11 protein-coding genes are annotated in these 14,714 nt (G+C 43.5%); 6 read left to right on the top strand and 5 right to left on the bottom strand.

Annotated elements, in window-relative coordinates; all coding sequences use genetic code 11:
* Nucleotides 1-44: 44 nt before the first annotated feature.
* Nucleotides 45-323, bottom strand: coding sequence for a hypothetical protein (locus M0C34_RS04800; RefSeq protein ID WP_248714518.1), 279 nt, complete (start codon nt 321-323; stop codon nt 45-47).
* 6 nt (nt 324-329) lie between these two features.
* Nucleotides 330-611, bottom strand: coding sequence for a pyrimidine/purine nucleoside phosphorylase (gene ppnP / locus M0C34_RS04805; protein ID WP_248714519.1), 282 nt, complete (start codon nt 609-611; stop codon nt 330-332).
* A gap of 102 nt (nt 612-713) precedes the next feature.
* Here ppnP and M0C34_RS04810 point away from each other — a divergent pair, with 102 nt between their 5' ends.
* The 3 genes from M0C34_RS04810 (at nt 714) to M0C34_RS04820 (ending at nt 2,143) form a co-directional block, all read left to right on the top strand.
* Nucleotides 714-956, top strand: a complete 243-nt coding sequence (locus M0C34_RS04810; protein WP_248714520.1) for a DUF3820 family protein — start codon at nt 714-716, stop codon at nt 954-956.
* Between the two features lie 272 nt (nt 957-1,228).
* Entirely contained in the window at nt 1,229-1,441 is a 213-nt protein-coding gene (locus M0C34_RS04815; protein WP_248714521.1) for a cold-shock protein, read from the top strand.
* A 228-nt stretch (nt 1,442-1,669) separates the two neighbouring features.
* Nucleotides 1,670-2,143, top strand: coding sequence for a TIGR02444 family protein (locus tag M0C34_RS04820; protein ID WP_248714522.1), 474 nt, complete (start codon nt 1,670-1,672; stop codon nt 2,141-2,143).
* On the opposite strand, the gene M0C34_RS04825 is transcribed toward M0C34_RS04820, so the two are convergent.
* Together M0C34_RS04825 and M0C34_RS04830 are read right to left on the bottom strand one after the other, a co-directional pair.
* On the bottom strand, nt 2,140-3,933 hold the full coding sequence (locus M0C34_RS04825; protein WP_248714523.1) for an ABC transporter ATP-binding protein: 1,794 nt from the start codon (nt 3,931-3,933) through the stop codon (nt 2,140-2,142). The genes M0C34_RS04820 and M0C34_RS04825 overlap by 4 nt on opposite strands.
* Nucleotides 3,934-4,037: 104 nt before the next feature.
* On the bottom strand, nt 4,038-5,393 hold the full coding sequence (locus M0C34_RS04830) for a DEAD/DEAH box helicase (protein ID WP_248714524.1): 1,356 nt from the start codon (nt 5,391-5,393) through the stop codon (nt 4,038-4,040).
* A 286-nt stretch (nt 5,394-5,679) separates the two neighbouring features.
* Here M0C34_RS04830 and M0C34_RS04835 point away from each other — a divergent pair, with 286 nt between their 5' ends.
* Entirely contained in the window at nt 5,680-8,601 is a 2,922-nt protein-coding gene (locus M0C34_RS04835; RefSeq protein WP_248714525.1) for an HD domain-containing phosphohydrolase, read from the top strand.
* A 113-nt stretch (nt 8,602-8,714) separates the two neighbouring features.
* Here the strand turns inward: M0C34_RS04835 and M0C34_RS04840 are convergent, their stop codons facing one another.
* Nucleotides 8,715-9,959: a diguanylate cyclase gene (locus tag M0C34_RS04840; protein ID WP_248714526.1), complete on the bottom strand. Its 1,245-nt coding sequence runs from the start codon at nt 9,957-9,959 to the stop codon at nt 8,715-8,717.
* 281 nt (nt 9,960-10,240) lie between these two features.
* On the opposite strand from M0C34_RS04840, the gene M0C34_RS04845 reads away from it, so the two are divergent.
* Both M0C34_RS04845 and M0C34_RS04850 read left to right on the top strand, forming a co-directional pair.
* On the top strand, nt 10,241-10,867 hold the full coding sequence (locus M0C34_RS04845) for a LysE family translocator (protein ID WP_248714527.1): 627 nt from the start codon (nt 10,241-10,243) through the stop codon (nt 10,865-10,867).
* 30 nt (nt 10,868-10,897) lie between these two features.
* Nucleotides 10,898-14,671: a DUF748 domain-containing protein gene (locus M0C34_RS04850; RefSeq protein ID WP_248714528.1), complete on the top strand. Its 3,774-nt coding sequence runs from the start codon at nt 10,898-10,900 to the stop codon at nt 14,669-14,671.
* The last annotated feature ends 43 nt before the right edge of the window (nt 14,672-14,714 follow it).

The raw sequence follows: 14,714 nt of genomic DNA on the forward strand, positions 1-14,714 counted from the left end.
TCTTGCGGCGGAGAAATAGTCAATGCTTAAAGAGAGTGAAGTGATTAACTGCGGCGCAAGCGGACCACTTTCATTATTTCAAAATCAAAGCCCGCGCGTTTTTGTACGCTAGGATAGTAACTGAGGTTAACTCTAGCCCCAGTTAAGTCTTGATAACGTTGCTTACGTTTGTAAATGAACGGCACATCATGGCCGCTAATCATTAGGGTATGTAAGATCCAGTCCTGCTCTTCACGTTGAACATGCGAGGACACCTTAATGTTTTCTGAATGAAACAATTGAGGGCGTTTTTTTAGCAGGGTCTCTGGATCTTTCTTCAACATTTTGGTTTAGCCGTAGACGCACAAATAAGCGGTTTCAGTGGGTACTTTTAATTGAAATTTAGCGTTGCCGGGGACATTAAATTGCTCACCGTCTTTATAGCTTGTCCAATCACTTTCACCGGGTAGCTTAACAATCAACTCACCGGCTACTACGACCATGAGTTCAGGTTCGGCGGTACCGAATTCATATTCGCCCGCGGCCATAACGCCAACCGATGATGGTTTTTCTCTACCTGCAAAACCGATAGATTTTACTTGTCCATTAAAGTACTCATTACTCTGTAACATCAAATTTCCTTGTTTGAAGTGATTGTAGAAAAGTGCAGGCTAGCATAATGTGACGCTATTTGGATCTATCTCTTGGTTGAATGCACAATGAATGAGCACCCTATGAATGCTAATGAACCTTTCGATAAGGCAATGTTACTTAAAGTCGCCCGCCATAAAATGCCTTTTGGTAAGTATTCGGGCCGAGCCATTATACTACTGCCTGAGGAGTATTTATTGTGGTTTGTTAATAATGATGGTTTTCCCGCGGGTGAATTAGGTCAGTTGATGGCGCTCGCTTTAGAGATTCAAATTGCGGGTTTGGAAAAGATCATTTGGCCTCTAATGGACAAAAAAGAGCAGTAATTTTCGCCTATACCTGGTTGTTTTTCACACAGCTCTTTGCTAGCGTATTGTTTCTAAGTGCTTTTATTGAGAACTTTAATCAAAATTTAATATTAAATATATGATTAAGGGGTGAAATTACTGAGTATTTAGTAGATAGTATGAGTCGCTGTAGCAATGCTTGTTGATATTCCAAAGGTTTTGGCCTATCTAGTTTTAGGTGTGGTTAACTTTTTGTCGCTGGCTTGCCTAGCTAATACGTTAATTTACACACGAAATATGAGAGGACGATAATGTCAGGTCAGGGATTATCAGGAACCGTTAAATGGTTCAATGACGAGAAAGGTTTTGGTTTTATTGCGCAAGAAAAAGGTCCAGATGTATTTGTTCACTTTCGCGCTATCAACGGTGACGGTCGTCGCACATTGGCTGAAGGCCAAGCGGTAACCTTCGACGTTGTACAGGGTCAGAAAGGCCCTCAAGCTGAAAATGTAACGCCTTTATAAGTTTTAGTTTCACCGTTTCACAGTTTCAGTCAAAAACGCGATCTGCACCAGATGGCGTTTTTTTTTCTTTACAGCTTAGACTAAGGTCCGATAGTGATGCTGTTGTCAGCGGCCTAGGGGCTTTGTTAAGCTGCTGACTCTTAAACTTAAATATTCTAGAAGCGTTCTATGTCGTCATAGCGCCAAATTAGCATGTTTTATTAAGTTTGCTGTGGAGTAACCTAGCTTGTGGTTTTAAATTCATCTTTAGTTCCGAGATTACAAAGTGTAGCGGATCGGTTTTGGCATTTCTCTAAGCAAGTTTATTCGGCCCCTGAGGTCAAAAAGCTATGTTTATGCTTACAAGATAAACACCACCGAAATGTGAACTTATTATTGTGGTTGAGTTTTTGCCAACAGCAATCTTGGACGGTTAATTTAGAGCTTTTACTCACTCATATCCGCTGTAGCGAACATAAGCTAACAGCGTTTCGCTTGCATCGGCGAGCGATGAAACCTCACCTTAGTGATACTCAATATCAATTATTACTTAAACATGAATTAAAGTTAGAGCGTCGTCAGCAGCACTTACTAGTGCTAAGCCAACAACGCCACCCAGGCGGTCAATCTGCTGAGGCAGCCCTCAAAGACTACCTCGAACAAATAGATGCAGCCTCTCAATACCTAAACAGCATAAGCATGGCTAGCCAGCAGTCTGCTTAGTTTTGATGTTGATAAAGGGTTTTATATAGGCCTGCCTGTTCAATCAAGTCTTGGTGTTCGCCAACTTGACTAATTTCTCCGTCATCAAGTACATAAATTAAATCGGCCTGTTTAATCGCACTTAAGCGATGGGCAATGATTAAAGTGCTGCGATTACTTAAAAAGCGCTGTAAATTGTGGTGTAACTTAGCTTCGGTGTCGGTATCTAACGCTGAGGTCGCTTCATCTAAAATCACCACTTGCGGTTTAGCTAAAATCATTCTGGCTATGGCTAAGCGTTGTTTTTGCCCCCCCGATAAACGCACGCCACTGCGGCCAACGACTGTATCTAGTTGGTTTGGTAGCTTTTCAGTTGTTGCTTTAAGCTCGGCTGAGCTTAAAGCTTGCCACAATTCTTCATCGCTATGCTGTTTGCCCATATTAAGATTTTCTCTTATGGTGGTATTAAACAGGATCGGCTGTTGAAGCACGGTGGCAACATTGCTTCGAATAGCGGCATAGCCGACTTTTTCTATTGGCGTGCCATCAAGGAGTATTTGGCCACTGTCCTTTTGATAGAGGCCCAGCAATAAGTTAACCAGGGTAGATTTTCCGCCACCACTTACTGAGACAATAGCTACCTTCTTACCCGCTGGTAGCACAAGGCTAATGTTCTTGAGTACTGGTGAGTCAGGGGTGTAGCTAAAATTGACGTCTTTAAATTGAATATCAAAATTTTGCTTGCTGGCAAAAGGGTCGACTTCACAAGGGTAATGGGGCTCTTGTTTCAGCTCGAATAATTGGTTGAGCCTAGCCATGGCTGCATTGGCGCTAAAATAGCTGTATTGGATGCTGAGGATTTCTTGTACGGGACCCATCATAAACCATAGGTAGCCAAATACAGCAAAAATTTGCCCAACAGTTAAGTCTGAAAAAACCACCATTAACATGGCGATAGCGCGGAATATTTCGAAACCTACTAAAAAGATGGTAAAGCTTAAGCGGTTTACCGCATCGGTTTTCCAGTGCGACGAAATAGCGTGATCTTTTAACTCACTGGCAGCGCTGACGACGCGAGCAAAATAATGCCCTTCACGCTGAGTCGCTCGGAGCTGTTGGATACTATCTAGCGTTTCAATCAGTGCTAGCTGGAAAGACTCAAAAGCAGCATTTTCTTTTTTCTTTAGCTCTTTAACATGCTTGCCAAACGATCGAGAGAAATAAATAACCGCAGGGTTTAATAGCAGAATTATTAAACCTAACTGCCAGTCTATCCATAATAAAATGGCCGCGGTGCCGATAATGGTGAACAAAGCGACCAAAAACTTCGACAGGCTTTCACTGATAAATTTATCGAGGGTTTCAACATCAGTAATACAACGGGCACTGATCCCGCCAGACCCCTGAGTTTCATATTCTCGAAGTTCTACCTTGGGTAAATGCTCAACCAGGCGTTGGCGAATCAAGAAGCTGATTTGTTTGCCGATAAAAGTGAATTGTCGAGATTGCAGTACCCCGACTATCAGTGACAACAAACGCAAACTAATTACCACCGCCAAGATGGTGAGAATGTAGCCGGTGGGTTTATGCCACACCTCTGGCAGTAGATTTTGCATCATTGCAATTGCATTGCCGGGTTGGTTAAGCAGTACTTCGTCTACCAATAGCGGCATCATTAATGGAATAGGTACACTGACTAAAGTCGCTAAAATGGCGATGAGGTGAGCGTATACCAAGGGTTTCTTATATTGAAAAATTTGTTGGCGAATAGTTGCCCAAGTAAAAGCGGGAGAGGCTGAGCCTGAGTTCATAAGTTAAATAAGAATCTTTTTCATTTGCGATAAGCTAAGTCTACGAAGACTGACATGAAAAAGCTAGCGTTGCCGCAGCTAATCGTTTAGCTGCGGCTTGAAGATTATTCTTCGATGTCGTCGCTATCAATATCGATGGGATTGATGGCTTTCTTTTGGCGAACAATGGGGGCATCCCCCATATCTGTTCCAACGTCAAAGGTGCGGTTGGCTTTAACCGGCTTATCTTTTTTCACGCTGCTGCGCTTTTTGCTTTTGTTTGGTTTCGCTTTTAGCTGGGCTTGTTTTTTGGTAGGGGCGCGTAAGCCTTTGAACTTAGCCGCTAGGCCTTCACCTTCTAGTATTGTAAATTCGACTTTTTGTTCTAGTAAGGCCTCTAAGCTCTTAAAGCTATTCCAATCTTTTGGTCCAACCAAGGAATAGGCTTTTCCAAGGTTTCCTGCTCGACCGGTTCTGCCAATGCGGTGCACATATTCTTCAACATGCTTGGGCATGTCGAAGTTAATCACGTGTGATACCTGAACAATGTCTAGCCCTCGCGAGGCTAAGTCGGTGGTAAACAAGACTTGTTGATGACCTCGACTAAACTCATCCATGATTTTGTTGCGAGCACCTTGGCTTAAGTCTGCGTTAAGCGCTGAGCACGTTAAACCTTGCTGATTAAAGGCGTCGGCTAAACGCTGGGTATCGGCGCGAGTTGCGGTAAAAACAATGGCTTGTTTCAGTTGATCTTGCTTTAGTAGTTGGCTCAACTGAAGCTGTTTTTGGTCTAAGTTATCACTGAGAACAAAGTGTTGGCTGATATCTTGATGCTGAGTGAAACTAAAGCCTACAGCGATTCGTTCTGGTTCATTAAGTAACTTCAAAGCAAATGAGTTAATGGCGGCATCATCAAGGGTTGCTGAAAACATCAAGGTTTGGCGTTTACGGTGATTTGCCGCTTGATTAACGATGTTAAGCTGTTCTGAGAAACCTAAATCTAGCATTCGGTCTGCTTCATCTAGGATCAGCAACTCTAAACCCTCAAGATATAAATGACGCTTACTTAGGTGATCAGCCAACCGGCCGGGAGTCGCAACAATGATGTGCGGGTCTTTACGTAACACCTTGCTTTGGTCGTTAAAGTTTTCGCCACCGCTAATTAAACAAGCGCGCGTCTGGGTATTGGCTACCAGCAGACGCAGTTGAGCAAACACTTGTTTTGCTAGCTCTCGGGTTGGCGTCAAAATAAGGGTTCGTGGGTCTCGCTTAGAGAGCGCTCGAGTTTTCAACATTCGCTGCATAGCGGGAAGCAGGTAAGCCAAGGTTTTGCCTGAGCCTGTTTTTGAAGACGCTAGCAGATCCTTGCCTGCCATTGCTGCCGGGATAGCTCTGGTTTGTATCTCGGTAGCTTCGGCGAAGCCAAAGTGTTCAATGGTTTTGTTTAAGCGAGGATCTAAGCCAAATTCAGAAAACTGCAAGTTGTTACTCTCAAATGATAAATGTGACTCAGATTATAACCGTAAATGGCTACGCTCACATTAAGGATTCAGGCTTAATTGCTTTTTAATCTTGGTTTCATGCCAATTGAAATGGTAAACCGTGTTATTCAGTGAAGACCCCCGTCAATGACCAGCCTTACATGAGCATCATGGGCAGATCGACTTTAACGATGAAAGCTCAAGAAATAAACGTTTCCACTTGCCTATAAGGGTCTGTCTTGCCATAGTGAGATTATTAATATTAAGCATAATCAAAGGACTGGAAATGGCTGATGTTTCAGAGGATAAGCTTAAATCAAAACGTAGGTTCTCTTTCCATCTTCATTTAGTCAGCGTGATGATCTTAATGCTTATCGCTAGTGGTTTGGTGATCGGCACCTTAAATTATCTCCATACCAGCGATATTGTTGCCAAGAACCAAGCGCGAGCTTTGCAACAAGTGGGGCGTGCAACGGTGTCTGAACTTGAAGGGATCATGTACCCTGCTCAGAACTTTGTGCATAGCTTGGCAACGATGAATCTATCTATGCAGCAGCTTGATAGTGAACAACATAGCTGGTTACCAATGCTCTATTCAGCCTTGAGCCAACAACGTAGTTTATCTGCGGTGTATATGGGTTATGCCGATGGGGATTTTTATCTAGTTAGGCCACTAAACACTGAAGCCAAAAGGGGGGTAGTGAACGCGCCCGAGGGGGCTGTAGTATTAGTCACTAAAGTGGTTGATGGTATATCGAGCTACGACTTTTTCGATGAACAATTGAAGCCCTTAGTCGACCTTGTTTCGCGGGAGTATCAGCTGGACCCGCGAGAGCGCCCTTGGTACCAATTGGCCATGGAACAGTCAGACTTAGTGGCTACCGACCCCTATGTTTTTTATACCACCAAAGAAGTTGGTGTTACCTTTGCCCACGCTAACAACGACCGCGATATGGTGGTCGGCGCCGATATTACGCTTGCCAGCGTCTCCAAAAGTTTAAACAATAATTTAATTAGTCGCTCTTCTCAGTTAGTGATGTTTGATGAAGACTATTCAGTTATCGCGCACCAAAATCCTTCTTGGATCGCTGAGCACCTGCAGATTGACGAACAAGGGGTGGTATTACCGCGTCTTGACCAACAAGATTTTGGTTTACTTTCTCAACTGGCTAGCCATACAGAAAGTGGCAATGCCGATAGTTTTATTATTGAGGGAAAGGAGGAGGATTGGATTGGCCAAATCATCAATCTGACCCTAGATGTCAAATCAGAACGTGAACATTTATCGCTAAATAGGCTTTACCTAGGCTTAGCCTCACCCGAGGATGAAATATTAATGGAAGCCAGAACGGCGCGGGATCAGTCGATAATTTTTAATATTTTTATTGTCTTAATTTCGATTCCTATTGCCTGGTACGTATCAAGACTTGTCGCTAAACCACTTCGAGAGTTAATGAATCAAAATGAAGCCATAATGGCCTTCGATTTTGACGCAACTAAGCCGGTTAATTCCATTGTATTAGAAGTGCATCAACTGAGTAAAATTACCGAAAAACTGAAGGTGACCATTCAGCAATTTGCAGATGTTTCAACGATGTTGGGCGAAGAAGATAACTTTAGCCGCTTATTAGAGAAAAGTGTTCAAGAGATGCAAACGGTCTTGGGGATGAGCAATGGTGCAATTTGGTTAGTGCACGATCAACAGTTTGTATTGCAAACGCCCTCGCCAGATGAACTTTCTTTGCCTAAACAGTTTGTTGATAGTGATAGTTTATCTCAGCCTTTGTTGAAGCACCTTTTAGATGCTACTAGCACTGCCGAAACGAAGTTTAAGCAGTTTGAACATGAAGGCAAAAAACTCAACTTAGTTGTTTGCCCTATGATTAACCGCGATGGAAAACTGGTGGGGATGATCGCGAGCTTTAGCTTTGAAACTGTCACGGTGTCAGCACGGATCATGTCGTTTATTGATGCCTTAAGCAGTGTGGTTACCATCGCGATTGAAAACCGACACCTCATTGAATCACAGAAACACCTACTGGAAGCATTCATCAAACTGACCGCTGGTGCGATTGATGCTAAGTCACCCTATACGGGCGGACACTGCCAACGCGTACCTGAGCTCACTAAAATGCTGGCTAGCGCCGCGGTAGAGCAACAACATGGAGCATTTTCAGATTTCACCATGAGCGATGACCAGTGGGAAGAGCTCTATATTGCCAGTTGGTTGCATGATTGTGGCAAAGTGACTACGCCTGAATATGTGGTTGATAAAGCGACCAAGTTAGAAACAATTTATGACCGGATCCATGAAGTGAGAATGCGTTTTGAAGTATTAAAACGCGACGCCCAGTTAAACTACTGGCAAGAAGTAGCCAAAGGCATTGATGAGGCGCAGCAGGCATCATTGCATGCAATTTTGGATGCGCACTTACGACAGCTAGATGAAGAGTTTGCCTTTGTAGCTCAATCTAATATAGGTGGTGAGTTTATGGGGCAAGCCGATATTGAGCGTTTACATGAAATAGCACAACGCACCTGGCTGCGAACCATCGACGACCGCTTAGGTCTGTCACACATGGAGTTAGACCGCCGTAGCTCAGTGCAGCACACGCTGCCAATAGAAGAGAAACTGTTAGACGATAAGGCCGAGCATATTGTTTTTCGACGGGAAGATGAGAAGATTGCGGAGAATAACCCTTGGGGTTTCAAACTTAAGGTGCCGGAATATAAATATAATCGCGGTGAGTTGTATAACCTCAGTATTGCCCGTGGCACCTTAACTGAAGAAGAGCGTTATAAAATCAATGATCACATTGTGCAAACGATCATTATGTTAGATAAACTTCCCTTTCCCGACCATTTACGTAGAGTTCCTGAGATTGCAGGCGGGCACCATGAAAAAATGGATGGTAGTGGTTACCCAATGCAGCTGACTAAGGAACAAATGCCAGCTACGGCAAGAATGATGGCGGTTGCCGATATATTTGAAGCTTTAACGGCGGTAGATAGGCCTTACAAAAAAGGCAAGAGTTTAAGTCAGTCGCTAAAAATTATGCATTTTATGTGTAAGGACCAACATATCGATTCAGATATTTTCCGTTTGTTTTTACAGTCGGGGGTATATCTCGAATACGCCAATTTATATCTGAAACCGGAGCAAATAGATACGGTAAACATCGAGGACTATTTACCTGAAGAAGCTTAAGTGCGGTGACTATGCTGTTTATACCTAAGCCTTTATAGCCACAGCCTTTGGTGCTCTGTTTATGGGTTTAGTAAAGACTGTTCAGCAATATTTAGCAGTCTTTAACTAAAGCTTTAATCACCAACAACGATATTACGCCCTGCACTTTTTGCGTTATACAGTCGCTCATCGGCATGGTGTAATTGGGCTTCTAGATGTTCTTGTAGTTGATTGGTTACGCCAATACTAACGCTGATAGATAGCGGTATATCATTATAGGTAAAGCGGGTCGCCGCCACTTTAGCTCGAAATGCATCGAGCAGTTGGTAAGCTTGCTCGTTATTTAAGCCGGCGAACGCTACACTAAATTCTTCGCCGCCGGTTCTGGCAAATAAAAAGTTAGCTAAACCTAATTTCATCATTGCAGAAAAGTGGCTCAGAACGGCGTCTCCGGCTTCATGACCATGTTGATCGTTAAAGTTTTTGAAATGATCAATATCCAGCACCGCCACGGCTAGTTGGCTATTTTTGTCGTGCGCCGTTTGGTGTAATTTTCGACCGTGCTCAACGAAGTAGCGGCGATTGGGTATTTTAGTTAGGTAATCTTGATAGGCTGCTTTTTCGAGTCTTTCTACTAGGGCTAGGGTATGTAAGCTGTGATTAACTCGACATTGAAATTCTTCAATTGAGAAGGGTTTATGTAGGTAATCGTTTGCGCCATTCTTAATGAATTTGCTTGAAACAGTGGCATTATCGGCAGATGACAGCCCTAAAATGCTCAGTCGACGCTGGCCCATTTCATGTCGTATTTTTTGGACTAATTCGAAACCATCCATATTTGGCATCTGGTAGTCACTGATTAACAACTTAATCTCTGGGTCTTGTTGTAAGTATTGGTAAGCTTGAAGGCCATCAGTGGCTTCTATCACTTGAAACAAATGACGATGCAATAAACCACAAATGTGTTTTCTTGCGAGATCTGAGTCTTCAGCCACCAGTACTTTTGTATGGCGATTCTGATGGAGTTGATTGATGGAATCAAAAGCCAGTTCGTAAGAATATCGGCCTTCTTTCAATACGTAATCCACCACACCTTTGATGATCAATAGTGATTGAGTTTGTTCATCAAATGAACCGGACAGCACAACAGTAGGGAGGCCTTGCTCTAGCAAAAAATCGATTAACTCGCCATTGGGAGCATCGGGTAAATTGAAATCTGCGAGGGCTGCGAAGTAGTTATCGGGTTCTTCAAAATAGGCAAGCTTGGCTTGCGCTAAGCTAGAGGCAAATACGGGCTCTAAATCGTTCAGGCGTGAAGATAAATGGCTGAGAATTTTCAACACTGTAGGGCTGTCTTCGACGATAAGAACTTTTTGCATATAGTACTTTCCCAATTAGTCTCGTTTAATTGTAGAACAAAGGCTCACTTTAAGCTGAGGTATAAGCTCGATGAGTATTGCAAATATGGCTTAACTACTTTGATGGTAGCTATATCCTAGTCGTTAACTTATCGGCAGGTTTTAGATTAAATTTACGTGCTTAGTAATAAAATAGTTTTATGATTTATAACAAAATTACTATCGATTTTTATTTGCGCCAGAGTATTATAACTTTGCACTATGCTAAGACATAAAGGTTTGTTTTTTCAAGAGGGACATTGATGTATTGGGCTGAATTCTTAACCGTTATACTGGTACACCTATTGGCTGTGGCTTCACCCGGCCCAGACTTAGCTGTAGTGCTTAAAAATAGCGTATCCGTTGGCCGCAGAGCCGCTATCTTCACATCCTTAGGGGTCGGGAGTGGCATCATGGTACATGTTATTTATTGCTTGCTAGGGATTGGCTTGATTATCTCTCAATCTATTTGGCTGTTTAACCTGATTAAATGGTTAGGCGCAGCTTACCTTGTTTGGATCGGCATCCAAGGCTTGCGGGCTAAACCTCAAAATGCTGACAATATTACTGTGAGTAGAAACTTAGTTCTCAGTGATAAGGGGGCATTTTTAAGCGGCTTTATGACTAATGGTTTGAACCCAAAAGCCACGCTTTTTTTCTTGTCTTTATTTACTGTAGTGATTAGCCCAAGTACCCCTACATTAGTGCAATTGGGCTATGGTATATATATGGTCGCCGCTACCGCTTTGTGGTTCATGATGGTTTCATGGTTGTTTAGTACTCAACGTGTAAGAGCCAAGTTTTTGCAGATAGGCCATTGGTTTGACCGAACTATGGGTTTAGTTTTAGTGAGTTTGGGAATTCGTTTGCTATTTAGCAGTCAGAAGTAATATACAGCTGCATATTCTAAAGGGAGTGCTATGAAAGCGGCCGCATGGTTCGGGCAAACAAAAACACGTTGGCTAGACGTTAATCGCTGGCAAAAAGCTACGGTTTACTTGGTGGCGGTTTTCGTACTTTATATTATTTTGTCTTTAAGCTTGGTGCCCTGGCTGATAAAGCAACAGCTTGAGAAGCAACTCTCTGCTATCAGTGGCCACCCTGTGAGTGTGCAGCAAGTGGCATACCACCCATTAAAGCTTTCTTTGACCTTACGACAGCTTGCTATTCGAGACATTGCTCCAGAGCAACACCAAGATCTTTTTAGCTTTGACCGCTTGTATGTAGATTTCACACTCAGTTCGTTATTTTACTGGAGTTGGAATTTTGAAAAACTTGAGTTAGATGGTTTGTTTTTTCATCTAAGCAGGCTGAAAGACGGCTCAATAAATACTGATAGTTTATTTCCCTCGGATGGCCAAGCAGCACCAGTTGATAGTAACGATGACCAAGAGGCTAGCGTACCACGGCTGCGGATTGGCCTTTTTGTGCTTCGTGATGCCCAGTTTAAAGTGAGTGATTACTTACCGGAAGACGCCGTTGATTTTACCATTTCTAACATCGATTTTTCACTGAGTGACTTTTATACCCAAAAGACAGGGGAAGCTGCTAATGGTTACAGTATCGACGCGCAAGTGGGAGAGCAGGGTCGATTGTCTTGGAGTGGCAATGTAGATTTACCTGCCTCGTTAATCTCGGGCAATATCGCTTTAGAACAGTTCCCATTGCCTAACGCATTTGCTTTTATGCGCCCTTATACTGATTTACGTATTACTCAAGGTGCAGTGACGTTCAGCTCTAATTACCTGATTGACTTTAAAGAGCAGTTTCAGTTTTCAACTGATCAAGGTCATTTGTCGATTAGTGATTTTGAGGTTCAAGCAATGCAACAGACTCGAAGTGAGTTTGTTTTACTTGGGCTAGACAATATCGCCTTCGACCTGCAGCAACAGATTCTTAACCTTGGTGATATTAGCTTGTCAGATGGCATGTTTAGCGCTGCTTTTGATGAACACTCCCAGCTTAATTGGGCTTCTTGGTTTCACTTTGAAAAGTTACTTGCTGAAACTCAAAATACTGAGCAGTCTACCAATCAGCCTGCACAAGCTGGGGCGGTAGCTGACTCGGCCGAAGCGTCTAGCCCGCCTTGGGTTATTGCCCTAAATGGCTTTAGCGGAAAGCAGTTTGATTTACTGTTAAACGAGTCGTGGTTAGGCCAGAAAAAAACTCACCCCTTGACCTTAGACTCTCTGCAAATTAGTGGCTTTTCTAGCGACATGCAGCAAACCACAGCATTATCTTTGCAGGCGCAACTGTATCAAGCCAGCCCGGTTCGCAGTGAACTAACGTTCAACGGCCCCGAGCAACGGTTACAAGGCACAGTAAGTCTTGATAATTTGGCCTTGAGTCAACTCAAAAAATGGTATGACCCATTTGTACAACTACAGATTAACAGTGGCCAGTTAGCCTTAAGTAGTCAATTGGCTATGCATTTTGTTGATGATGCTTTTCAGCTTAGTTCGGAGCAGGGGGTGCTGCAATTATCTGAGCTGAGTTTGGTTGCTCCTGAGCAAGCCGAGCAGCCCGCTTGGTTGGAGGCTAAACAGCTCAAAGCTGAAGGCATTCGATTTGAGTTAGCAAAGCAAGACCTGTCAATCGCCAGTATTTCTAGTGAGGGCTTGGCCCTTATCGCTAGTGTTGATGAAGCTGGCAAGCTAGATGTCATTGAGCAACTCCAATTGGCGGCCAGCGATGCCTCAATGGGGGCTGAGCAACCTTTACCGGATAGTACCGCTGCTGCTATTGAAACGGCAGTAGAATTACCTAAAGATAAGATCTCTGCTGAGCCTTTAGCTCCTAGCCAAGAGCTTGAAGCCAGTTGGCAGGTAAGCATTGATGCTTTAAAGGCCAGTAATTCAAGTTTTAGTTTAAGTGAGCCGTTCTCTGGGGAGCGATTAAATCATCAGTTATCCGCACCATTAATCACCGTGAACAATATTGAATCAAGCTTGAGTGCACCTATTAATATTGCCCTGAACCTGCAAGCCCAGCAAGGGGGCGAAGTGAGTATTGAAGGAGAGCTAGCCATTGCCCAACATAAAGCAGAGTTAGCGCTAGTGGTTGAGCAACTTGGATTGGCATTTTATCAGCCTTATCTGGCCCGTTATACAGAGCTTAAAATGGAGTCGGCTGATTTCTCTACTGAGCAACAGTTGCAGCTTAATTGGCAGCAAGGCTTTGATATCGCCATGCGTGGCCCATTAAGTATTGAACAATTGCATTTAAAAGATGCCCGTGCCCAGTCTGACTTACTTAAGTGGTCTGAATTTAACTTAAGTCAATTGGACTTAGATACGGCTAAACAGCGATTAGTGTTGGGTGACCTCAATTTTATTCAGCCTTACTTTTTGATTCAAATATCTGAGGATTTTTCTACAAACTTAGCGGGAATTGTTAAATCATCAACAGAATCAGAATCAGAATCAGAAACAGAAGTCGTGGACAGCGATGCGCCAAAACCCAGTGCTAAACCATGGCAGGTGAGTATCGCCAGCACCCAGTTTAGCCAAGGCTTGGTAGACTTTGCCGATTATTCTTTAAGTCCGAATTTTACCGCTAAAATTGAAAAAGTGGAGGGCAAAATCGGCACCTTGAGTCAAGATCCTACGCAGCCAGCCAAAGTCAGTTTAAGCGGTGAAGTTGATGGTTATGCGCCTGTAAAATTTGCCGGAGAAGTCGCTCCTCTCGCACCGCAACCCGCTTTTGATGCGGCCTTAGATTTTAAACATTTAGAGCTTACTCGCTTAAATGCGTATTCCGGCACTTATGCCGGTTACGTGATAGAGCGCGGCCAAATGTCTTTGGCGCTGGCCTATAAACTCAATCAAAACCAATTGCAGGGTAGCAACAATGTGTACATTGAGCAGTTGCAGTTGGGCAAACGTACCGACAGTGATAAGGCGACTTCATTACCCGTAGAGTTGGCGATTGCATTGTTAGAAGATGACCAAGGGGTCATTGACCTAGGCCTTGAGGTAAGTGGTGATGTCAATGACCCTGATTTTAATGTTGCAGGATTGGTGTTTAAAGCGTTAGGTGGGGCCTTGAAAAAGATCATTACCTCTCCTTTTGCGTTAATTGGTTCGTTGATTGGTAGTGAAGAAACCCTTAATGAAGTGAGCTTTGTGGCTGGCAGCAGTGAGCTGGGTGACGAGCAACTCAAGCAACTTTCTACCTTAGCAGTAGCGTTGCAAAAACGGCCTCAATTGAAACTTAGCTTACTAGGTTCTGTAGAACCGTCTCAAGATATTCCCGCCTTAAAGCGTCAACAACTGGCCACAACATTAATTGCCAATTCTGGTCTAGATATGCCGGTTCAATCTGTTGATTTAAGTGCTGTGCTTGATAACCGTAGTTTGCGGACAGCATTAGTTAATCTGGCTCAGCAGCAATTAGAGCAAGCAAGCAGAGATATAGACAAGCAACAAATCACTCTCAAGTTGACTGAGCAAGAAGCCTTAAGCCCTCAACAGTTAAACCTTGATTTGCACAGTCTTTGGTATCAACGCTTGGTGGATACCATCGAGTTAGCAGAGGGTGACGTGGCCAGCTTAGCCGAACAGCGAGCCGTTTCTGTAAAAGATGCGCTAACCGAGCAATATGGTTTGTCGATTGATCGTGCCTTTGTTGAGCGCCAAGCCCTTGAGAAGCAAGCGGACAAAATGCTAGTTACCATAAGTGTTATTGCAGAGTAAGCGTTATAGCTATTGCCTTAAGTGGAGCCTTACGGATAATGCC

The sequence above is a fragment of the Agarivorans sp. TSD2052 genome, from assembly GCF_023238625.1.
Lineage (GTDB): Bacteria > Pseudomonadota > Gammaproteobacteria > Enterobacterales > Celerinatantimonadaceae > Agarivorans.